Below are 21,511 nucleotides of genomic sequence, written 5' to 3'. Positions count from 1 at the left end.
CCGTGTCGAAGTGCCGAACTCGTCGAGCACCGATCCCACCGGCTGTCGGGATGGGAGTGCGGCCGGGACCGCTGCCGTGCCGAGGTCGCCCGAATCGCGTTTCGCGACGATCGCGGCCACGCACCCCTACCCCTGTCATGGCAACGGTGCGCGGTTGTCGGCGGCCTCGCCTGCTCGATCCGCCGCCGCTTGGCCCGCCCGGAACTCGTTTGCTTCGGACAGTGACGGGTGCGATTCTGGCCAGCTGGCACCGTGCCGGCCGCCGACGCTGGCGCCGATGCGTGAGGAAGCCCTATGAACGAACGGCACGACATCCGCAGGGCGGCGGTCGCAGCCCTGGTCCGGGCAGTGTTGACCCATCTCGCGGCGAGCGAGGGCAAGCCCCGCACCGGCAGGATGATCGACAACCAGCGCTGGTGGCGGCACAGCCAGGAAACCTTCCTCGGCATTCGCCCGCAGGCGTGGGATATGCCGGACGATGTACCGATCGTCGGGTGGCTCGACAAGTTTGCCGAGATGGCCGACGTGCGACAGGCGTACGCCGCGGACTCGGTGCTCCGCGACCGGGTCGACACCATGATCGGCGCGGCAGGGACGCGGCAGGCGAGGAACTTCGACTGGCTGCTCGTGCAGCACATCATCGAACCGATGGTCGTCGCGAAGGCCACGTACGAGTTCGACGAGAGGGTCTTCGACCGGTTATTCGAGGCTTTCGACCGCGGCCTGGCCAGCCACCAGGTCCATATGGTCGAGTTCCTTCCGCTCAACGGGTTCGACTCGAACAAGGACGTCATCCTGCTGCCCGACGGGGTGGTCCTACGGCGAATGACCGATCGGCAGATGGGCGCAGCCATTGATCAACTCGCGGTACCCCGCATGGTCGGCGGAAGCGTCAACAGCGTGCGGATCTCCCGGTTCGACCAGTGGGCGTTGACGAGCGCGCGTACGTATCCCGTTGTCGCCGGCCACACGGACCCGCAAGCGTCGACAGCTCCCGCCTTCCCCACCCTCGACGGGTCGGCCCGCCGGGTGGTGACGGCGCTTCGCCTTGTGTGCGGCGGGTCCGTTGTGACTACCCGTCCCATACTGGCCCAGGCCGATGACGAGTTCCCCATCGTTCCCAGCTACACCGCGATCCACTCCGCGTTCGACAGCGCCGACAACGAGCGCCCGACGCTCCTGATGACCGACGGCCTTGACCAGTTCCGCGCCACGTACACCGCTCTAGGCTCGCCCCACGTCGAGGCCGACCGGTCCCTGCAGGTCGCTATCCGTCGTCTCGTCCTCGCGGGCTCCCGAAACACAGACTCCGACCGCCTGATCGACCTGTCGATCTCTGCCGAAGCACTGTTCATCAAGCGTGCGAACCTGCCGAGGGGCACCAAGGGTGACAAGATCGCGGCAGGGGCAGCCAACCTGCTCGCGGCCGAAGCCGACCTCAACGCCAACAACGTCGAGGCGTTCATGAAGACCCTGTACCAGGCCCGCAATGCCGAGATCCACGGCGACGGACAGCCCTACGCCCCGCTACGCCTCGTGTCCGGCAGCCCGGCGACGTCCTTGCGCGAGATGCTCGACGACGCCGAGCGAATCATGCGCCGCGCGGTGCTGCTAGTTCTCGCGACTGACGCGCCTATCCCCTCATGAGGACGCGGGTCTGCAGGCGGGGCCGGCGAAGGCCGGGGCTGTCATAGCGGGCTGGCACCATGCCGATATGTCGATCCCGGGGACCAAGCCGACTTCCGGAATGCTGCTCCTGCGCGTGCTGGGCAAGGTGGGACCGTGCCCAGGTTGCGCGCACCAGATGCTGTGGATCTTGGCCCTGCTGCCGGTTCACCGGCCGGCTGTCGGAGAGTTCGTCAAGGTCGACCAGGAGGGCGCCGTCGCACTCGCTGAAGAAATCCTGCGCGGCGCCGGCCAGGACCTCGTGGTGCGACGGTGGCGGCCCCGGCCGTCCGGCGCACGCGGCGCGAGCTTCAACCCGAACACGTGTACTGACTGCGGCGAGCAGCCGGACTGGCACGACTTCGAGGCCGTAGTGGACGCCTCGATTTATGAGGGGCGCATCGAAGTGGCGCGCGGACGCGTCGGGGTACGCGAGTGGCGCCGCGCGGTCTGCGCTCAGCACAGCGTCATGTGCTGTGTGCCCGAGGACTGACGACGACGCACCCGTCGCCGGCGCCCAGCCAAGCGATCACGGCCCGAGTGCTCGCCGCCCGTGTCGGCGTGGCGGGCGCCACGTCCCCGGGCGACCAACAGAATCAACAGCGGCTCACGGCGCGCCGGGTGGACTCCGAAGTCCTTCGCGACCTGCTCGACCGTCACACCAGGGTCCCGGTCACGAGCAACCCGCACGACGTCATCGCGGAACTCACGGGGGTAAGGCTGGGCACAGCAACATCCTTCCAGCCCGCTCACAGAGCAAGCCAACTCAGATGTCACCTATCCGTGCAGCAGACCCATCCGTCGTCCGGCTGATCCCCGGCCCCACCCGGCGAGCCCGCCACGCGGTCAGTACCGGCTCGAGCAACGCCCACCGCTCATCCGACAAATCCGACCTGTACCCATGCCGCTTGATAGCTGATCAACAGCCCCGGTCGGATCGCTTGGATAGTCGCACCACGAGCACTTCCGCCCGAACAGAACGTCGTCGTACTCGCCACCGGCTCACCCTCCGGCCAGGTCGAGACACCCGCGACAGTTCTCCCGTTCGGACCAGCTTCGTCGCTCTAGGTCGACGGGCTCCAACCGGGCATGGTCGAGGTCTGTGCGCACCGCCATGCGGAACTGCCAGATCGCCTCGGCGAACTCGTGATATGCGCGGTGGTAATCCCGCGACGAGGGGGTCGCGCCGGAGCGGATGACGTTCCGTACCCCGATCAACCTGCGGTAGGCGAACTCGCCGGCCTTGACGACCTCCAACGTGCCGGCCACGAGCAAGCGCTCTCGCTCGGCGAAGACGTTTGCCTCGTGAACGGCGCGGTTGGCGGAAGGGAGACGGCGCGACGCGTCCTCGTCGCTCTGCGCGACCGCACGAAGCGCGCTGTGGGCCGAGTCGAGCGCAACAACGAAGTCGAGACAGTATCCGACCCGCTCCGCCTCACGGTGGCGCCGACGCTCGGCGCGGTTGTGCTGCACCTCCGCAGCCAGGGCACCGGCAAGGGCGATCACGGCTCCGCAGATCGCACCGACGAGCGGTATCCATTCCACGCTCTCAGTCTCCGCCGGTGGCGTCTGGCCCGCCACGCGTTCCTGTCTCCCGTCCGGACGGGCTACGGGGAAACACTGGTGGAGCCCGGTCCGATCGCCGTGCCGCGTCAGTGGCCACTCAGCAAGCTGACCTGGGATATTCTTGGTCCGCCCTTTCATACAGGCAAGTCGAGCAGCCGCAACACGTCGAGTTGCGCCGCCTGACTTGAAGGGCTCCACCCACCTGCCTGAGTCTCAGCCGGAAGACCAATCTCGCTGCCCACAGTCACGGCACCGTTCACGGTCCGACCAGTCCTGCCGGCCGAGCGTGTCCGGGGTCAACAGCGGCTGTCCCGCGTCGGCCCGCACGGCCATCCGGAAGGCCCACAGCGCCTCAGCAAACGGGTGGTAGACCTGATGGTAGGCCGCCTCCTCTAAGGCGTGTTTCATAAGCCGGTCAGAGCCACTCGGTGATGATGGTGATGGTCAGGACGGCTTGGAAGCGGACTGCCAGCTTGTCGTAGCGGGTGGCGACGCCGCGGTGGCGTTTGAGCCGGTTGATGCCGTTTTCGACGGCGTGGCGTAGCCGGTAGAGGTCCTTGTCGAACGTGGGCGGGCGGCCGCCCTTGGAGCCTTTGGCTTTGCGGTGGGCGTCCTGGTCGGTCTTGCTGGGGATGCAGGCCTTGATCCCGCGTGAGCGTAGGTGGGCGCGGTTGCCTCGGCTGGTGTAGGCCTTGTCGGCCAGGACCAGGTCGGGACGGGTGCGGGGTCGGCCGACCCCGAGTCGGGTCACGCGGATGCGGCGCAGGACGGGGATGAACTGCGGGCTGTCGCCACGGTGCCCGGCGGTCACGATCATCGACAGGACCTTCTGTCCCTGTTCGCAGGCCAGGTGGGTCTTGGTGGTCAGCCCGCCGCGTGACCGTCCGAGGGCGTGGTCGGCTGGTTCGTCGTGCACGCCACCGGGCGACTCTTTCTGCAGGTGGCCGTCGGTGCGGGCGCCAGCGGCGTGTTGGTGGGCGCGGCTGGTCATCGAGTCCACGCTCACCGTCCAGGCGATCCGGCCGGCCGCGTCGCCGGCGGCCTGCAACGCGGCCAGGATCCTGTCCCAGGTCCCGTCGCGCTGCCAGCGGCGGAACAGGCCGTAGACGGTGGGCCAGGGCGCGTACTCGGCCGGGACGTCCCGCCATGGGGCGCCGATCCGGATCCGCCACCGGATCCCGTCGATGAGCTGCCGTTTCTCCCACTTCGGCGGCCGACCCGTTCTCGGTGCGGCAGGCAGCAGCGGGGCCAGAACAGCCCACTGCCTGTCGGTCAGGTCATGCCGCCTCGTCACCGCTACGCTGGGCACGAGGTCTCCGGTACGAAGTTCTTGCTTGGTCGCAGAACCAGATACCGGAGACCTCTTCAGTTGTCGATCACCGCCACGCCGTGACCTTGACGCCGCCAGCCCGACTTACGAAACACGCCTTAGGCGCGTGCCGACCCGGATCGCGTCCCGAACAGCGATGATCCGCAGGAACGCCGCCTCGGCCGCACTTACCAACGGCGCAGCGCTGAGCACCAGGAGTCGCTCACGGATCGCGTACACCCGCGCGTTGTGAAGCGTGTCGTTCGCCGAATCACGACGGGCCGCGGGTGGCAGATCGTTACGGGCCACAGCGCGCAGGGCGTTGTGCGCTTCGTCGAGAGCCAGCATGAACGCGACAGCGGTCGCTGACGAGAGCGGCAGGCCGACCTGTGCCAGTGGCTCATGGGGTCTACGCTGAGGCATCGCCTCGTCGGGGAGACGCTGGTGGGGCCACCCGATCGAATTATCAGGCAGAGGGTCGTGCGACTTTGTCCGTTCGGATGGGCGCGGGTCACGTAGCTGCGCCCGCGCAAGCCTGGCGAGCGCACCGCCGGTCCCCAGCGCCTCGTCGCAGCGCTCCGCCAACTGGACGTTGCCCGGCGCGCGGCCCGTCTCCACCTTGCTCAGGTACCCACGGCTGTAGTTGACTTTGCGAGCAAGCCCGGACAGCGAAAGCCCAGCGGTCTTCCGATACTGGCGGAGGCACGTCCCCAGCCGCTCCATTGTGTCGGTCAGGGGTTCGCATCCATTGTCGCGCGCGGCTCTCATGACACAACGTCGCCATTGCAATACACATCGTAACTGTATCACGGTCAACCTTCGCGGGGCGGTGGTCCAGCGGCCGGAGGTGACCGCCGGACCATCACCACGATCAGCAGACGGGCGTCGAGACCTGGGCCGCGACCAGCGATGAGTGGATGAAGCCGCTCCTCGGGGCACTCACCCTGAACCAGCGGTTGGACGCGTAGTTGGAGTTCGGCGGGTAGACCCACTGGGCATCGGTCCAGCACACCATCGTGACGGACGTGCCGTTGCCGTAGTACCCGTTGGACGCGCAACCGGTGTTGGCGCAGCTCCGGATGTTGGCGCCCCCGGAGTTCGAGCTGATGTACGGGCCTGCGGCGGATGCCGGCACACCCGTCACCGCCACGAGAGCCCCGGCCGCACCGACGATCGCGGCCATCCTCCCGAAACGGCGCCGCAAGGCGACCCTGGTTTCGGACATCGTGCACTCTCCTTTGCACTTCCGGACCGGCAGACCAGCCAGCCGACTGCCATGAGCGTCGACGGTTCAGTCCTCTTTCCGGAACGTGTTTCCTGTTGCATCCGATGGACAGGAGACACCGCACGTTCGCATCCTGCGGAAACCTGACGAGACGTTTCCTGTCGGCCGTCCTTCCAAGCCTGTTCAGTGCAGATCACGACGCTGCGCTCGGACCGCGGAGCCGAGTGTCGCAACCGCCGCAGGCCAGGAGAAGCGCCCGAGCAGCCGTTCACGGACGCGGTGGATCTCGGCGAACGCAGTGGGCAGGTCGTCCAGTACTCGTTGCACCGCTTTGGACCAAGTCCGGATGTCGCGGTCGGGGTCGTCTGTGATATCGACGATCAGGCTGTCGGCGGAGGCACCCAGTTGTTCCCGGAGCAACTCCGCCACGCCGCTGTGCGCGCTGACGAGGATGGGGGTGCCTACCGCGAGCGCCTCCCACGCCGCCAGACCAAAGCCCTCAGCCCGAGACGGCATCAGGCACAGCGCCGCACGCCGAAGGTCACGGCGCACTGCCGTGCCGTCTTCGGAGAATGGGCGTACGTCGACTCGGCCACGAGCCAGGTCGGTAAGGCCGACGAGCGCGGTGCGCACCTGCTCGCACTGTTCGGCTGGGGCACCGCGAACGTACAGCAGCGGAGCCAGGCGGTCGGGCCGGTCCGGCACGGCAGCGACGGCGCCGCCCGCAATGTCGAGACCCTTGAGTTCGATGTCGCCGGTACGACCGAGGACCATCACATTCGCGCGTACCGGGATCCGGCGCGCGCGGTCGAGGGGGTCTGGGTCGAGACCTGGGTCGAGGCGAACCACGGACCGACCGCCGTAGCCGTCGTCGAGAAGATGGGTGGCGTACCGGGTCAGACGAGGCCCCACACCGACGACAACGTCGGCCTGCCCCGCGAGATCCACGGTGTACGCCTCGCGCGCCTCCACGCGGGCGGATGCCTTGCCACTGCCCTTGTACGGTTCAATCTCAGCAGGGGCTGTGTGCACCATGTGGACCATGGTGGCGGTACCGAACTTGCGGGCGTAGAGCCAGCCGATGTGCCCGGTCACGTGGTCGTGCCCTACGATCACATCGGGATTCCACGCGATGACCTTAGCCACCGGCAGGTGGAGATCCGGTCCCGCAGGGGTGCGGTCGGCGACGAACAGCCGGACGCCGTGTCGGGCGGCGTCCGCGTGCTCGGCAGCCGTGGCCTGCGCGACAAGGCATCCCACCGTGTCACCGCAGGAGGCGAGCGCGGCGGCGAGTCTCCGGTTGAGCACGGAGATGCCACCCTTGGCGGGCGACCATTCGTCGCAGACGAACAGTATGGTCAGCGGGGTTTCGATCATGGCGACAGCCGACCAGCATGAAAGAATGAGTTCAACACCGATCGAATGAAGATCGTTTGGAGTCGCTAATGTCGGATGAGGCCGCGTGGCGGAGCATGGCCAGTGGACTGGTGACTGTCCGGGATGTCGTACGCAAGACAAAGCACGGTTGCATTCCATCAGTCGAGCGCACCGCGCTGGCCAAGGTCGCCGAAAGCGCCGCCTTCGTGGGGCTTGGCCCATCCTCGCCGGACCGTGGGCGCTGGCTCGTCGCCCGGATCCGAAGCCGCCTGCTCGATCTGGAACGCACTGCGATCGCGTCGGCCGCGGACCGGGCGGTCCGCTGCTGGGCCCGCTACGTCGACGAGGGCCTGACCCCCATTGAGCTGCACAACGCGTATCCTGACCTCATCCTGAACGCCACACCCACATCGGTGGCTACTGCCCGACGGCAACGCGTGCAGAGCCTTATGTGGGCCGGCGGCGCGCGGGGCGACATGGACTCGTTCCCCGGCGTACTGAAACTCGCCGCAGAACTCCGTAGCGCGCTCTCCACCGGCCTGCCCGACGGGCCCCGGATGGATGCCACGACCTTCGGATATGAGTGGAAGCGCCTAGCCACCGCGGTACCGGCGGGGCGCGATCTGCTCCAGGTACTGGCTCGGCTGGCCCCGGATCACCCGTTCCCGAACTCGTTGCTGCGCGAGGCGGGTGACTGCCTTCCCGGCCTGGCCGAGGACGCATGCGCTACCCCGACCGCGCTCCGTGAGACGTGCGCAGCGTTACGCAGCCGGGGCCTGCTGGAAACGGACGGCGACCGAGTGTCAGTGCCCACGACCATCGCCGCCCACGTGGTCGATCAGGTCACGCCCGAGCAGGCGGTCCACTGGACCGCCGCCGTGCTGCGCTTCCTCACCCACGCGCTGCGTCCCGACACCCATCACCACGACTCGTGGGCCGAGTGGGAGTTTGGGCACCCCCACGTGCTGGCCGTATGCGAGGCAGCGGAGCGGCACCAGGTACAGCTCAACGATGTCGCCTACCTACTCGACCGTGCTTCGGTCTACCTACGCGAAGGTGTCGAGGACCCGGACGGGGCAGCCATGCTCGCGGAACGGGCCGTCGCGGTCGCCGGGGCTGTGGAAGACCGCGAGCTGATCGGTAACAGCCTGGGCAATCTGGCACTGGCACATCGGGCCGCCAACCGGATAGCGGACGCCGTCCGGATCATGACGGAGGCTGTGAACCACGACGCCGTGGAGTACGGCACCGACCACGAGACGTATGCGGAGAGCCTCACGGTGCACGCCAACCTCCTCGACGCAGCAGGACACACCGCAGACGCTAGCCGAACGCATCAACAGGCAGTGGCGATCCTGCGGACGCTGCACACGACACGCCCGGAGGACCATATCCGTGGGCTGCTACAGCGGTTGAATGGCTGGGGTCTGGCTCGGTCGATCGCCTGTGATCAACCACTATGGACGACCGGTCGGTGTTGATCTATACCTGGGGTGTGAGGTACGCCGATAGTGGTGGCCTGTCCGCTGCCGGACGGGCCAAGCGGGAGCAGGTACGGATGCAGGCCGCGCGGATGTTCGCCGTCGATGTGCCGGCGGCGCAGGTCGCGGCCCGGCTACGGGTGTCGACGAAGTCGATCTACCAGTGGCGACGCCGCTGGCGTGCGGGTGGGATGACCGCCCTGGCCTCGACCGGCCCGGGTGGAAACGTCTCCCGGCTCTCACCGGACCAGCTACTGCGGCTACGAGCGGAGTTGGACCTCGGCCCGGCCGCACACGGCTGGATCGAGGACCAACGCTGGACCCTGGCCCGGGTCGCCACCCTGATCGGCCGACTGTTCCACGTCTCCTACACCCTGCGCGGCGTGTCCTACCTGCTGCACCGCATGGGCTACACCCCTCAGGTACCCACACACCGAGCCGTCCAGCGCGATGAGGACGCGATCGCCGACTGGCGGGCCACGACCTGGGCCAAGGTACGAGGCTAGCGGCGGCGACCAGGGCGTGGATCGTCTTCGAAGACGAGGCCGGACAGACCCTGCGCCCGTCCAGGGCCCGAACCTGGGCCCGCACGGGCCACACACCCACCGTGCGGGTATCGGGCAAGGGCTCAGGCCGAATCTCGATCGCCGGACTGATCGCCTACAAACCCGGCCAGCGCGGCCACGTCTTCTACCGCCTGCGCGTCCACCGCAACCGTACCGGCGAGCGCCGCAGCCTGTCCGAGGACGACTACGCCACCCTGATCACCGCCGCGCACCACCGGCTCCACGCCCCGATCATCCTGATCTGGGACGGAGTCAACACCCACACCAGCACCGCGATGCGCCAGCTCATCGCCGCCCGCCACCGGTGGCTGACCGTGGTCCAACTACCCGCGTACGCACCCGACCTCAACCCCGTCGAGGGCCTGTGGTCAACGATGAAGTCCAGCCTCGGCAACCTCGCCGTCGACGGCGTGGACCACCTCGCCGCGATCATCCGCAACCGACTCAAGCGCATCCAGTACCGACCCGACCTGATCCCCGGCTTCCTCGCCCAGACCGGACTCAGCCTGGAACCGGAACCACCATGACCGAAACAGACCCCAGACTTTCAACCGCTGTAGTCGCCGCCCTCAACGACTACGCAGGACACCTCCTGTCCACCGGACCGGCTACCGCCGAAGGTCGGGAGCTACTCAAGGAGGCGGACAAACTCGTGCGACGTGGTGAGCACGGCTGGACGCAGATCACCTTGAACCTCGCCCGGAGCTGCCGCGCGGCCGGTGATCTCACTGACGCACGCGACTATCTGCAGTCCGTACGGGACTACTGCCGCACCAACGGGCTAGAGCGCGTCTGACGGATCATGGTGACTTGCGGTCGCGTTTCGCTCGGAGCCAGACGAGGATCGAGGCGATGGTGACTGTTGCCTCGTAACGACTTCTCAACTTGTCGTAGCGGGTCGCGACCGCCCGGAACTGCTTGAGTCGGTTGAAGGCGCGCTCGACCTGGTTTCGGTCCTTGTACCGTTCCGCGTTGAAGTTCGGAGGCCGGCCGCCCCGGGAACCCTTACGGGCGCGGCTGGCTCGCACATCCTCCCGCTCCGGGATCGTGTGCGGGATACCCCTGGCGCGTAGCGACCGCCGGTTGGCCTTGGAACCGTACGCTTTGTCGGCGGTGAGGTGATCCAACCTCTTGCGGTGTCGCCCCACGCCGCCGGGTCTGGGCACCGCGACCGCGTCGACCAGCGCCACCAGTTCCCTGGTGTCGGCCGCCTGGCCGGGCGTGACCCGCTTGACCAGGGCCCGGCCCTGGCCTTCGGCCAGCAGGTGCACCTTGGTGGTCAGCCCGCCTCGTGACCTGCCGAGACCTTGGACCGTGCGGGAGTCCTGCGCGGTGAGCCCCCTTTCCGAGCGCCAGCGGCGTGTTGGTGGGCGCGAACGATGGTGGAATCGATCTGCCCGCGCCAGTCCAGGTCACCAGCGGCGTCGGCCTCGGCCTGCAGGTGTTGCAGGATCCGGTCCCAGGTGCCGTCGGCTTCCCACTGCGCGAACCGGTGGTAGCAGGTCTTGTAGGGGCCGTACCGGTCCGGGACCTGGTGCCACTTCGCGCCGTTGTCGATCCGCCAGAGGATCCCGTTGAGCACTTGACGGTGATCCCGCCACCTACCACCCTGCTGGGGGGCCATGGAGGGCAGCAACGGCTCCAGCCGAGCCCACTCGTCATCAGTCAGATCACCAGCCACGCCCAGCACAACGACCGAGAAGATCCGTCAGATGCGCCCTAGATCCTTCGACCACTCTTGTGTGCGCCCTCAGAGACCTCGACGAGGTCTACCGCGAGCTGGGCGACCGCCGCGCCGACTCCACGCTCCGCGAGGCGCATCGCGTCGACAACGCGCTGGCCACCGCGTTGGATCGGCCCCTGCGGCACGGCCGCAGCAACTGAGGCACCGGGCCGGGCGCGGCGGCGAACCATCGACGGCGTGCCGCCGATCGCCGACCGGCGGGGCCGGCCACGACGCCGGTTCCCGGTCCTTCTCGCAGACAAGGGGTACGACAGCATCGCCTTCCGCCACGCCTGCCGCCAGCGACGCATCGACCCAATCATCCCCCAATCCGTACGCAGGAACATCAAGGGCCTGGGCAAGCTCCGCTACGTCATCGAACAAGGCTTCGCCGTCTGGGTATGGACTTGACCCGATTCGACGGACAGGGTCGATAAGTTGATCTCACGCTAGCTTGCCGAGTGGTCTGCTGGTATAGGCGGTGGCCTCGTAGGCGGCGGGGCTGAGGTAGCCGAGGGTGGAGTGCCGGCGGCGGGTGTTGTACCAGCCCTCGATCCAGTCGAAGATCGCCGTGCGGGCGGCGGCCCGGGTGGGCCAGGCCCGCCGGTCGAGTAGCTCGGTTTTGATGGTGGCGAAGAACGATTCGGCGACGGCGTTGTCCCAGCACTGCCCCTTGCGTCCGGCTGAGAGTTGGACGTTGTGCCGCTTCGCGAGGTGGGCGTACTGGCCGCTCGTATATTGACAGCCGCGGTCGCTGTGGAAGATCACCGGCCCGGTCGGTCGTCGTGACGTGATGGCGTTGGACAGGGCTTGGGCGGGCAGGTCGGTGCGGAGGTGGTCGGCGGTGGCCCAGCCGATGACCCGGCGGGTAGCCAGGTCGATGACGGTGGCCAGGTACAGCCAGCCCTCCCAGGTGTTGATGTACGTGATGTCGCCGCACCATCGGGTGTCGACGTCGGCGGGGCTGGTGGTGAAGTCCCGGCCGACCAGGTCCGGGCGCGGGGTTGCCGCCGGGTCGGGCACGGTGGTGGTGCGCCACCGCTTCGGTGTCCGACCGCACAGACCCGCCGTGCGCATCAGCCGGGCGATCCGTTTGCGGGAGTGCCGCCGGCCCTGGGCGCGGAGTTCGGCGTGTATCCGTGGGGAGCCGTAGGTGCCGGCCGAAGCGTCATACACCTGCGCGACCCGTTCGGCCAGCTCGGTGTCGACCCGCTGGCGGGGCGACGGGCCGGCGGCGCGGTGCTGGTAGTAGGCGGACCGGGAGACCTTCAACAGCTCACAGGCACGCTTCACGTTGCCCTGCTGCGCCTTCTCCGCCTCGATGAACGGGTACACGTTCACCGGGTCTCCTTCGCGAAGAAAGCCGTGGCCCGTTTGAGGATGTCCACATCTTCACGCAGCCGACGGTTCTCCTGCCGCAACCGCGCCAACTCCTCGCGCTCCGCGCTGGTCAGCCCGTCGGTACGGGCGCCGGCGTCGAGGTCGGCCTGTTTGACCCAGTCCCGGACCGCCGTCTCGGTCAGGTCGAAGTCCTTCGCGACCTGACCGACCGTACGGTCACCCCGCCGACACACCTCCACGATCTCCGCCTTGAACTCCGGCGTGAACGCCCTGCGCGGCCGGCGTGGCTTCTTACCCATGCCTTCCATGATGAACATCCTCCCGAGGGCCCACAGCCCCCTGATCTCGGATGTCCGTCAAACCGGGTCAGGCCCAGCGGGCCCGCGCATCGGACGCTCAGGGTGGCCTGCCATACCGCCCGCTCGGCACAACAGCTAACGGCTAGGACAGCGGGTACACCGTGCGGACGGCGGTCACGCGAGCGGCCATAGCTCCCAACCAGAAGCTGGCCGGACGGCCGGTCACGGCCAACAGCGCCTACCGCGCCAATCCCGAAGTGATCATCCCGTACCGCAAGCCCACCGACGGCAGCGAGCTGCCCGGATGGAGAGCGCACCCGAACAAGCACCACCGCACAGCTCGGTGACGCCGGGCAGCTACTGTCGATAGTCGATCATCACGTGCTCGTCAGCGGATTGCGACGGTGGGGTTGCGGTATCGATCACCCTCGGACACGTTAACCCCCACCAAAGCCGTTCATGTTTCGAGCGGTTCGGGTGGGGGTCGCTGCTTCTGGCGTGGAATTCGTGCCGGCGACGGCTGCCGGTCGAGGGTGATGGTGTCGGCGTCGCAGATGATGGTGATCTGGTTCGCCCGCAGGTACGCGGCGGTAGCTCGCGCGTCGTCGCGCGCTTCGGTCGTGCGGCCGTCGAGTTGCCGTGCGATGTGAGCGAGGAGCAGGTCTTCGCGTAGGTACAGCGGCTTGGGCCGGCCGGGTAGGGGCGGGCTGGCGCTGGTGCGGCCGTGTCGGCACCGGTATCCGGGCCGTCCGTGTACCCAGTGCGCGTCGGCTCGTCGGCCACAGGTTCGGCAGACGATCAGTCCGGTGAGCAGGTACCGGCGGGGCTGGCCGTCCTCCGGCATGGCGACCGCGTTCACCGTTTGGGCCTGGACGAAGTCCGTCTCGCTCACCAGCGGCGGGTGTACCAACCGGGCGGACAGCATCCACTGGTCTCGGGGATTCCACCGCCGTACCGATCCTCGGCTGGTGCGCCGGTCCCCCGGCTCGGTTTCCTGATGGTCGGTGTACTGCCGGTTCCACACCTGCCGGCCCGTGTAGCGGGGGTTGGCGAGGATCTCCGCGACCGTCCGTACCGTCCACCCTTCTGCTGTCCGATGCCGGTTGCGGGCGCGGTCGTACTGCGATGGTGACGGCACGCCCAGGTGGTTAAGGGTGCGGGCGATGCCGGCGGCGCTGGTTCCGGCTATCCGCTGCGCGAAGATCCAATGCACGTGCGGTGCGGTGACCGGGTCGGGGGCGAGTCGGTGTAGTCGGCGTCCCCAGCGGGCGTGGGCGGTGTTCGGGTGGGGTCCGGCGTCGACGAGGCGGTAGCCGTAGGGTGGTCGTCCGCCGAGGTGCCGGCCCTGATCGCGGGCTTGCGCGCGCATGGCCATCGTGGTGCGGAACCGGGCACGGAGGACTTCCCGTTTGGACTGGTGCCCGAGCAGCATGGCCAGGGCCTGGTGGGTGGGGTTGTTCAGGTCGACGGGGCCGCGGGTCTCGGGAAGCCATAGTTGGACCCCGTGAGCGGCCAGCACGGCGGCGACGCCGGCGAGCTGATCGCCGTGGAAGGCGCGCTCGTACTCGCCAACGATCACCGCGTCGAACCCCCGGCACTGCTCGTTGACGGCGGCCAGCAGTGCGGCGGCTTGCGGGCGGACATGCCACGGCAGACGACGGGAGCAGCCGATGTCGAAGTATTCGCTGACGATCTCACCCTGCTCGGCGACGGTCCGGTCTGCCAAGTCGAGTTGCCAGGCCCGTGACGAGATGGCGTCCTGGTACTCGGCAGTGGAGATCCGTCCGTAGAACGCGAACCGCAGGAGACCGACAGAAGGTGATGGCCGGTGCCCTCGGATTCTGGGCTGGGCTTGCATGGAGTGCAGCCACCCGGCCAGGAGATCGGACTGATTGACGCTCGGTGTACCGCCCATGGAGATCACCTCGCTGCGACACCTCACCCTGTCCAACGAACCAGGAAGGTAGCGATGACGTGGCTGGACAACCAACCGGAGAACACATCAACCGCTCCACGAAGGGGTACCTCAGCAACATCGATGTTGACCACGCAGCCTTGGGGCCGGGACATCTCGACTGCCAGCAGAGCGAGAACGAGGAGTTGTCAACAGGTCACGTAACGTCGACCATAGATGGAGGCGCCTGACTCGGAACAAAACCGGCAGGAACGGACTCATGGTCACGTACATGCCCATCCTCAAAGGCCGGGAAGGCGAGTTCAGGGCGATCGCGCATCTGCCCGCTGCTTTGGTCCGGCACGTATTGCCGATCCTTGAGGTGGTCCCGACCGCCAACGGCCCCACCAAGGATGCCTACCGATTCGGCAAGCAGGTATGCGAGTCGGCGCCTGCCGAACTGACGATCGCGGTTGATGTTCGGCATCTCCCCGATCCCACCGACGGCGTGCGTCGGCCACTGCGCGACATCGCCGACGACCTCGCGGCCTGGGGAATCCCGATGCTGCCAGTCCTCCACCTGTACGACACCGCAGCACGGCTGGCCGACGTTCGACACGCGGCCGACCTCCATGGTGGCCACACGATTCTCCGGCTGGGCAGCGACATCCGCGACCCGGACGACGAGGAAGCCGAGGAGGCGTTGGATCGGCTTCGTAATCAGATCGGCCTGACCATCGAGCATTGCCACCTGGTCCTTGACGTGTTCGAGGTGCGATCCGAACGCGACCTGACCAGAGTCGAACCGGTCGTCCGCAAATGCGTGTCCTGGGCTCAGCGCTATCCTTGGCGTTCGGTCACGGTTGCCGCCGGCGGCATGCCGGAACGCGTCTCGCACCTCCCGGTCCACACGCCCACACCCCTACGGCGCTGGGACCTGCAACTGTGGCAGCGCGTGCAGGACCTCGGCATCCAGTACGCGGACTACGGCATCGCCCATCCGGGAACGACCGGAGCGGCCTGGCGACCCATGCCCAGTCTGCGCTACACCGACGACGAGCTGTGGTGGATCTACCGTTGGCCACAGAACGAGGCCGACAAACCCGCAATGTACGACCTGTGCAAGGCACTGGTGGCCTCCGACCACTGGCATCCACAAGGACGAGACTTTTCCTGGGGAGACCACCAAATCGCCGCGCGGGCGGACGGCCTCGGCGGGCCCGGCAACGCCGCGAACTGGCGCGCCTGGACCACCTCGCACCACCTCGCACAGGTCATCGATCAAATAGGCAGATCCGGATATACCGACCTCCGCTCCCACCCCTGACCTCGCAGTACAGCGCCCCTCCCGCCTTGCTCTGCAGCCGGAGGCACGGTAGCGACGACGATCACCTCGGCCCGGGGCGAACCGGTCGGCGTTGAGGTCGGTCACGCCCTCGCTGCTCCCAATACGCCTCGCATGGGGAACGCGGAATCGTTTGGACGACCTGCGGTGACGAACCCGAATCGCCGAGCGCGGCCAACAGGGCGGCGGACTGCGGAGGGCGCCGCCCTGCGGCGGCGGGGGCAGCCGACATCAAAGTACTCGGTGACAATCACCCCGCGACCGGCCACGAGTTCGCTGGCGCAGTCAAGCTGCCAGTGCTGTGACGTCACGCAGCCCTGGTACTGGACCGTCGACATCCGGCCGTAGAGCTGCCAGTAGTGGTCGAGTTTAAAGCGGTTCGCCCCTTTGTTACCCGGCTGCTAAGTCTACGAGGGACACACACTCATGGCTATCGACCAGTCGCAGGTTGTGTCGGCAGTCGTGTGCGGGGATTCTGTAGTACCAGAGTCTCGGCCACGGGAGGCTCCATGGCCAGTCCCGCACGTCGCCGCCAAGCGCACCCTCAGGCTCCAAAGCTGCGTCTCGTCTCTGACCCGGTCTCAGATGCCGTCGCGGTTTTCGGTGAGCTGATCGCCGAGAAGCTCGGCCGGGGAGGCGATCAGGAGGATCAGCTGCGCGGTCCCCTCGAGCAGTTGTTGCGTCGGCTCGGCCGGCACATAGGTGTTGACGCAGTTCCGTACGGCGAGGTGAGACTCCAAAAAATCCGCGCCCGTCCGGACTTCGCAGTGGACGTAGGCGGAGTTCGGGTCGGATATGTCGAGCTGAAAGCTCCTGGCCGTGGCGTGCCGACGACCTGGCGCCGGCCGGATAGGCGGGAACGAGAGCAGTGGGAGAAGCTGAAGGCGCTGCCGAACGTCCTCTACTCGGATGGCGTGACGTGGGCGCGATACAGCTACGGCGCCCTCGCCGGTCCCGAGGTTCGGCTGGAGGGAGATCCGTTCGACATCCGGCGGCCTCTGCGGACTGACGGATCCGGGTTCGAGGCGCTCATCCAGCAGTTTCTGCTGTGGGAGCCGGAGCAGCCCCGCACCCTTCCGCAGCTGATCAACATGGTGGCTGGCCTCTGCCGGTTGCTCCGAGATGAGGTGACGGCCATCCTGGGCGATCCCACCCGGGACGTAGCCCACGAGGAACTCTCCTTGCTCGCGGCTGACTGGCGCGACCTGCTCTTCCCTGACCTCGACGACCTCGGCTTCTCCGACGCGTATGCGCAGACAGTGACCTTCGCCCTGCTGCTCGCGCGGGTGGATGGGATTGCCTTCGAGCAGACGCCGCTTCACGAGATCGCCCGCCTGCTCGGCAAGAAGCACTCGCTGATGGGCCGCGCGCTGGCCGTGCTGACGGACAACGAAGCTGCCGATGAACTACGCATGATTCAAACTCTGCGCCGAGTGATCGGCTGCATTGACTGGAACGTGCTCGATGACGGGCGGACAGACGTCCACGCGGATCTCTATGAGCGCTTCCTGGCGGCATACGATCCAGCCCTGCGGCGACGCAGTGGCTCGTACTACACCCCCAAGCCGGTTGCCGCTGCCGTAGTCGACTTCGTTGATGAGATCCTCGCCGTCCGCTTCGATCGTGCCTGGGGGCTCGCGGCTGACGACGTGGTCGTGGTCGATCCGGCGATGGGCACCGGTACGTTCCTCGTCGAGGTGCTGAGATCCGTGTCGGACACCATTGATGAGAGACAGGGCAAGGGAGCGAGGGCTCCCCGGCTCCGCTCGTTCTTCCAGGACCGTCTCGTCGGGTTTGAGATCCAGGCTGCGCCCTACGCCGTTGCTGAACTCCGCCTTCACCAGGCGATGAAGGCCGAGTTCAAGACTGAACTGCCGGCCTCTGAGGTGCGTTTTCTCACCGATGCACTGGAGGACCCAGTAAAGCAGCAGGGCCGGCTGCGAGCTGCGTACCGCGTGATCGAGCGGGCCCGGCAGGAGGCCAACCGCATCAAGCGGGACGTACCGGTGATGGTGGTCATCGGCAACCCGCCACACGTCGAGAACAGCAGGGGCCGAGTTCCCTGGATCGAGGAACGCCGGAAGGTGCCTCTGCTGCCTGGTGCGTCATCCGGCCGTCCCTCGCTCGACGAGTTCCGCGTCCCCGGGGGCGGCAGGTACGAGTCGGACCTCTACGGTCTGCCGTGGTGCTTCTGGCGCTGGGCGCTCTGGAAGGCGTTCGAGGCGCACCCCACCGAGCCTCACGGGATCGTCGCCTTCGTCACCCCGTCGAGTTTCCTAAAAGGTAAGTCCTTCGAGGGCATGCGCGAGTTTCTGCGGCGAACCTGCGACGAGGGTTGGATCATCGATCTGTCCCCGGAGGGAAACCGCCCCCAGCAGGACACCCGAGTGTTCGGCCCGGAGGTGGGACGGCAGTTGTGCGTGGCAGTGTTCGCACGCTACGGGCGGGGCGATCCGGACAGGGCGGCGGTCATCCACCGGATCTCACTGACCGGCGCCAGGCAAGACAAGCTGGCCCGGCTGACGTCGCTGGGGCTTGCCGATCCGGAATGGGCCAGTTGCCGTTCGGAGTGGCGTGCACCGTTTCTCGCCGACTCCGACACCGAGTGGGATCGCTATCCCAGCCTCAAGGACCTGTTCCCCGAGTCGTCCCGCGGCGTCACGGCCGGACGGACGTGGGTGTACGCCCCTGATCCGGAGACGCTTCAACGGCGCTGGGCCACGTTCACACGTAGCGGGGAGGCTGCCCGCCGACAGATGCTGCCTGAGTCCCGCGATCGCACGATCGACAGCCTTGTCCGGCCCCTGCCCGGCTTTCCTCCGGCAGAGGGGACCCTCGCGACTGAGACAGGGGCGCCGGCAGCGCCGATCCAGGTTGCGTATCGAGCCTTTGACCGTCAGTGGCTGCTCCCGGACAGTCGACTGCTCGTCATGCCAAGGCCGCCGCTGTGGGCGGTTCGTTCACTCCACCAGATATTCATGACTGAGCAGAACAGCCAATCGATCGAGAGCGGTCCAGGAGTTGCCTTCACGCACCTGATCCCCGATCTCCACCACTACAACGGGCGAAGCGGGCGGGTTTTTCCGCTCTACTGCGACGCGTCAACCCACAGACCCAACGTTACGCCCGGCCTCTGCGCTTTCCTGGGAGCGGCTCTCGGGCAGTCGGTCGCTCCGGCTGACGTCATGGCCTACGTTGCCGCTACCGTCGGGCATCGCGGCTACACCCGACGGTTCGCCCGCCAGCTCCAGCACCCGGGCGTGCGAGTGCCCCTCACGGCTGATCCGGAACTCTGGACGGAAGCGGTGCACATTGGCAAAGAGGTCCTGTGGCTCCACACCTTCGGTAACAGCACGCCCGATCCCGCGACGAGGCCGAGATTTTCGGACTTTGTCGAGGCCGCAGGCCCACGGGTAGTTGCGGAGATACCAGATCGACCAGGTGAACTGCCACAAACGATCAGCTACGACGCGGATCACCGGGTCCTGCTGGTGGGCGAGGGAAAGATTGCCCCGGTCCACCCAGACGTCTGGGAGTACGACGTGGGTGGCATGCGTACTGTGCGCCACTGGTTCAACTACCGATGCGCCCACCAGCGCCACCGACGCAGATCGTCGATCCTCGACGAGGAGACCCTGCTGAGGTGGAGCAGCGCGTTCACCGACGAGTTGCTCGAGATCCTGGCCGTCCTGGAACAGTGCGTCGCGCTCGAGCCGCAGCAGGCCGCTCTGCTGGTTCGCATTTGCGCCGGTCCGCTGATCTCCACAGTCGGACTCATGGACGCCGAGGTACTACCGCCGAACAGGCCGAACAAGCTTGGGGCCACCGACGATGGGACAACGCCGCGCCTGTTCTAGGCATCCCCGTCCTGCCGCCGGCGCCTCACACCACGAGCTTAAAACGGCGTCGGGCACGCTGGGGCGGGCTGGTCACTCCCCGACCGGCGTCTACCCGGCGGCCCCCGGCCCGCGCCGGGTACGGATTCAACTCGGCGCCCGGAAAGCCGTACAACCAAATGGCTGGGCCGACGTGCTCGCCAGGTGGTAGAGGAGAGGTGCTCGACCTCAGCGACATACCACCGGCCATTGAGGCCTACGTCGCGGGCGTCGCCGCCGTCGCCATCTACCTCATCCGCGGCCACCCGCCGACGACAGGTCGCCGCCCGCCGAGGCCCTGCGCGGCGAGTTGGTCGCCGAGCGCGCCGCGCCCCTCGTGGTCGCCGCCGACGCAGCCACCTGGGTGACGCGGTCGCGGCGGGCGCTGGTGCGGAGCCGACTTGAAGCGACACGGCGGGTCAACGCCTTCCTGGTCCCGTCGTCTACCGCACCCGCCCCGGAACCCGGCTGTGCGGGGTGTCGGATGCCGCCGGGTTAGATCCGATGTGATGATCTAACGATGTCGATCGACTCGGGAATCACACTGCCGTTCACTCTCTTCGAGCCGGGACGGTATGCGGTGCAGTCCAATCACGCGCTGGCCGACAAGGTTCAATCGGCTTTGAAGAAGGGAAAGGGAGTCGCCGCCGACGTTCGTCCGGTCGACGAGTTGTGTGGCCTTCGAACTCGTGACGACGTGCCGCCGCTCGATCTTCTCCTCGCGCTGGGTCGGCTCACCAGCGCACTGCCGGGGCTACATCGCATCGGTGTAGGAGGGCTACCGGGCTTGAGCGCGCTACGGACGGCCAGCCGTTGGGCGATCATCCGCTACCTCTGGGCCTTCTCCGATCACCGGCCGGACCTGAGACTCTCGGGCCTAACCGACGAGGTGCGGTTCCATCAGCGAACCCTGCTGTCCGAGAGCTTCGGCATCGCGCTCACGGCGGATTTGATCGAGCGGTACATCCTGCCCGGCTCGACCCGGGTGGTCGATGCCGATGCAGTAAATTACGATCCAGTGCTAGCCATCGACATGGCGGGCCTGGCCTCGCACAAGCCGGACTACTTCTGGTATCGCGAGAGCGAGAACCGCCTGTCGGAAGTCGTGGTAGTTGAGGTCAAAGGCACCACTTCGGGCACTGGGAGATGCATCGAGCAGATTGCTCGTGGCGTGGAACAGGTGCTCGTGCCGGCACGAATTCACGGGGTCAAGATGCGCCGGATAGTCATCGGGACCGAACTGCGCGACAGGAGACTGAGGGCCTACGCCGTCGAGGTTGCCGAACCTGAGGAGGACGTACGGCGGCATGCGTATGAAGTGGTCCGGAGCAGGGAACGTTATCGCCCCATCGAGGCCGTTAACCTGCAGACGGAGCGATTCGCGGCGGAGGCCGACGAGGCGGACGTCACAGAGGAGTCCTACTATCTCGACCAGGTCAGGCTGCACGCATTCGCCGGGCTTCCCTTCACGGGAGGGTCGAACAGTGATGAGTTGATCCGTAGCGTGCTGTCGCAGAGAGAGGCCGTCGGAGCTGACGACCTTACCTTTCGGGTTGAAACCACCCGGATGGCGGCCGGAGACCGAGTCATCACAATCCGAACCGGCGTGGCGGAAGAGTTCCTGTCCTCCTCCGATGCCTACCGATCGGAGGGTTCGACGGAGCGGCGTGTCGCCTATAGGCGACGGCATTCCGGCCGCAGTCAACGGCCGATCCGGAGTGAATCAGTCGAGATCGGAAGGGACTTGGCTGTGGTGACTGCGGCGGATGGCTGTATGCTCGCCGTCTCGTTCGAGGATCGTTGATCGAGCGGACGCCGCAACCTATGCGAAAAGAACGCGGCCCC

General features: G+C 67.2%; 20 protein-coding genes. 11 read left to right on the top strand and 9 right to left on the bottom strand.

The window, feature by feature from the left end; genetic code table 11:
• Positions 1–294 precede the first annotated feature (294 nt).
• Both ACN28C_RS19670 and ACN28C_RS19665 read left to right on the top strand, forming a co-directional pair.
• Positions 295–1,647 carry a hypothetical protein gene (locus ACN28C_RS19670; protein ID WP_422769002.1) on the top strand — a complete coding sequence of 451 codons (1,353 nt, stop codon included), beginning with the start codon at positions 295–297 and terminating at the stop codon, positions 1,645–1,647.
• 67 nt (positions 1,648–1,714) lie between these two features.
• On the top strand, positions 1,715–2,158 hold the full coding sequence (locus ACN28C_RS19665; RefSeq protein WP_422769001.1) for a hypothetical protein: 444 nt from the start codon (positions 1,715–1,717) through the stop codon (positions 2,156–2,158).
• A 509-nt stretch (positions 2,159–2,667) separates the two neighbouring features.
• On the opposite strand, the gene ACN28C_RS19660 is transcribed toward ACN28C_RS19665, so the two are convergent.
• From ACN28C_RS19660 to ACN28C_RS19640, 5 genes are all read right to left on the bottom strand, one after another.
• Entirely contained in the window at positions 2,668–3,210 is a 543-nt protein-coding gene (locus ACN28C_RS19660) for a hypothetical protein (RefSeq protein WP_422769000.1), read from the bottom strand.
• 436 nt (positions 3,211–3,646) lie between these two features.
• Positions 3,647–4,525, bottom strand: coding sequence for an IS5 family transposase (locus ACN28C_RS19655; protein WP_422768979.1), 879 nt, complete (start codon positions 4,523–4,525; stop codon positions 3,647–3,649).
• A 120-nt stretch (positions 4,526–4,645) separates the two neighbouring features.
• Complete coding sequence (locus ACN28C_RS19650; RefSeq protein WP_422768999.1) at positions 4,646–5,308, bottom strand: helix-turn-helix domain-containing protein; 663 nt, start codon at positions 5,306–5,308, stop codon at positions 4,646–4,648.
• 103 nt (positions 5,309–5,411) lie between these two features.
• The gene (locus tag ACN28C_RS19645; protein WP_422768998.1) at positions 5,412–5,765 is read right to left on the bottom strand and encodes a hypothetical protein; all 354 of its coding nucleotides are present in this window, start codon (positions 5,763–5,765) and stop codon (positions 5,412–5,414) included.
• 183 nt (positions 5,766–5,948) lie between these two features.
• Positions 5,949–7,142: a glycosyltransferase family 4 protein gene (locus ACN28C_RS19640; RefSeq protein ID WP_422768997.1), complete on the bottom strand. Its 1,194-nt coding sequence runs from the start codon at positions 7,140–7,142 to the stop codon at positions 5,949–5,951.
• 68 nt (positions 7,143–7,210) lie between these two features.
• On the opposite strand from ACN28C_RS19640, the gene ACN28C_RS19635 reads away from it, so the two are divergent.
• The 4 genes from ACN28C_RS19635 to ACN28C_RS19620 are packed head-to-tail and all read left to right on the top strand — an operon-like array spanning position 7,211 to position 9,985.
• Entirely contained in the window at positions 7,211–8,623 is a 1,413-nt protein-coding gene (locus ACN28C_RS19635) for a tetratricopeptide repeat protein (RefSeq protein WP_422768996.1), read from the top strand.
• Between the two features lie 14 nt (positions 8,624–8,637).
• Complete coding sequence (locus ACN28C_RS19630; protein WP_422768684.1) at positions 8,638–9,129, top strand: winged helix-turn-helix domain-containing protein; 492 nt, start codon at positions 8,638–8,640, stop codon at positions 9,127–9,129.
• On the top strand, positions 9,093–9,716 hold the full coding sequence (locus tag ACN28C_RS19625) for an IS630 family transposase (RefSeq protein ID WP_422774727.1): 624 nt from the start codon (positions 9,093–9,095) through the stop codon (positions 9,714–9,716). The genes ACN28C_RS19630 and ACN28C_RS19625 overlap by 37 nt, the downstream gene beginning before the upstream one ends.
• On the top strand, positions 9,713–9,985 hold the full coding sequence (locus ACN28C_RS19620; protein ID WP_422768995.1) for a hypothetical protein: 273 nt from the start codon (positions 9,713–9,715) through the stop codon (positions 9,983–9,985). The genes ACN28C_RS19625 and ACN28C_RS19620 overlap by 4 nt, the downstream gene beginning before the upstream one ends.
• 4 nt (positions 9,986–9,989) lie before the next feature.
• Here the strand turns inward: ACN28C_RS19620 and ACN28C_RS19615 are convergent.
• Positions 9,990–10,813, bottom strand: a protein-coding gene (locus ACN28C_RS19615) for an IS5 family transposase (protein ID WP_422774737.1) whose coding sequence is annotated in 2 segments (ribosomal slippage) — positions 9,990–10,511 and positions 10,514–10,813 — 822 coding nt in all. Because the reading frame shifts where the segments join, the coding sequence is not laid out codon by codon here.
• 116 nt (positions 10,814–10,929) lie between these two features.
• On the opposite strand from ACN28C_RS19615, the gene ACN28C_RS19610 reads away from it, so the two are divergent.
• On the top strand, positions 10,930–11,073 hold the full coding sequence (locus ACN28C_RS19610; protein WP_422768994.1) for a hypothetical protein: 144 nt from the start codon (positions 10,930–10,932) through the stop codon (positions 11,071–11,073).
• A 37-nt stretch (positions 11,074–11,110) separates the two neighbouring features.
• Positions 11,111–11,323: a hypothetical protein gene (locus ACN28C_RS19605; protein ID WP_422768993.1), complete on the top strand. Its 213-nt coding sequence runs from the start codon at positions 11,111–11,113 to the stop codon at positions 11,321–11,323.
• 33 nt (positions 11,324–11,356) lie between these two features.
• Here the strand turns inward: ACN28C_RS19605 and ACN28C_RS19600 are convergent, their stop codons facing one another.
• The 3 genes from ACN28C_RS19600 to ACN28C_RS19590 all read right to left on the bottom strand — a co-directional run bounded on the left by ACN28C_RS19600 (position 11,357) and on the right by ACN28C_RS19590 (position 14,278).
• The gene (locus tag ACN28C_RS19600) at positions 11,357–12,253 is read right to left on the bottom strand and encodes an IS3 family transposase (protein WP_422768992.1); all 897 of its coding nucleotides are present in this window, start codon (positions 12,251–12,253) and stop codon (positions 11,357–11,359) included.
• Positions 12,250–12,552, bottom strand: a complete 303-nt coding sequence (locus ACN28C_RS19595) for a transposase (protein WP_422768991.1) — start codon at positions 12,550–12,552, stop codon at positions 12,250–12,252. The genes ACN28C_RS19600 and ACN28C_RS19595 overlap by 4 nt, the downstream gene beginning before the upstream one ends.
• A gap of 457 nt (positions 12,553–13,009) precedes the next feature.
• Positions 13,010–14,278 carry a recombinase family protein gene (locus ACN28C_RS19590; protein ID WP_422768990.1) on the bottom strand — a complete coding sequence of 423 codons (1,269 nt, stop codon included), beginning with the start codon at positions 14,276–14,278 and terminating at the stop codon, positions 13,010–13,012.
• 460 nt (positions 14,279–14,738) lie between these two features.
• Between ACN28C_RS19590 and ACN28C_RS19585 the strand changes: the two genes are divergently transcribed.
• The 3 genes from ACN28C_RS19585 to ACN28C_RS19575 all read left to right on the top strand — a co-directional run bounded on the left by ACN28C_RS19585 (position 14,739) and on the right by ACN28C_RS19575 (position 21,470).
• A complete protein-coding gene (locus ACN28C_RS19585) occupies positions 14,739–15,773 on the top strand; it encodes a beta family protein (RefSeq protein ID WP_422768989.1) in 1,035 nt (344 codons plus the stop codon).
• Positions 15,774–16,300: 527 nt separating this feature from the next.
• Positions 16,301–19,648, top strand: coding sequence for a type ISP restriction/modification enzyme (locus ACN28C_RS19580; protein ID WP_422768988.1), 3,348 nt, complete (start codon positions 16,301–16,303; stop codon positions 19,646–19,648).
• A gap of 538 nt (positions 19,649–20,186) precedes the next feature.
• A complete protein-coding gene (locus ACN28C_RS19575; RefSeq protein ID WP_422768987.1) occupies positions 20,187–21,470 on the top strand; it encodes a hypothetical protein in 1,284 nt (427 codons plus the stop codon).
• The last annotated feature ends 41 nt before the right edge of the window (positions 21,471–21,511 follow it).

Origin of the sequence: Plantactinospora sp. WMMC1484, from assembly GCF_049315195.1 — a bacterium.
In the GTDB taxonomy this organism is placed as follows: Bacteria; Actinomycetota; Actinomycetes; order Mycobacteriales; family Micromonosporaceae; genus Plantactinospora.
This window is presented reverse-complemented; position numbering and strand designations above follow the sequence as displayed.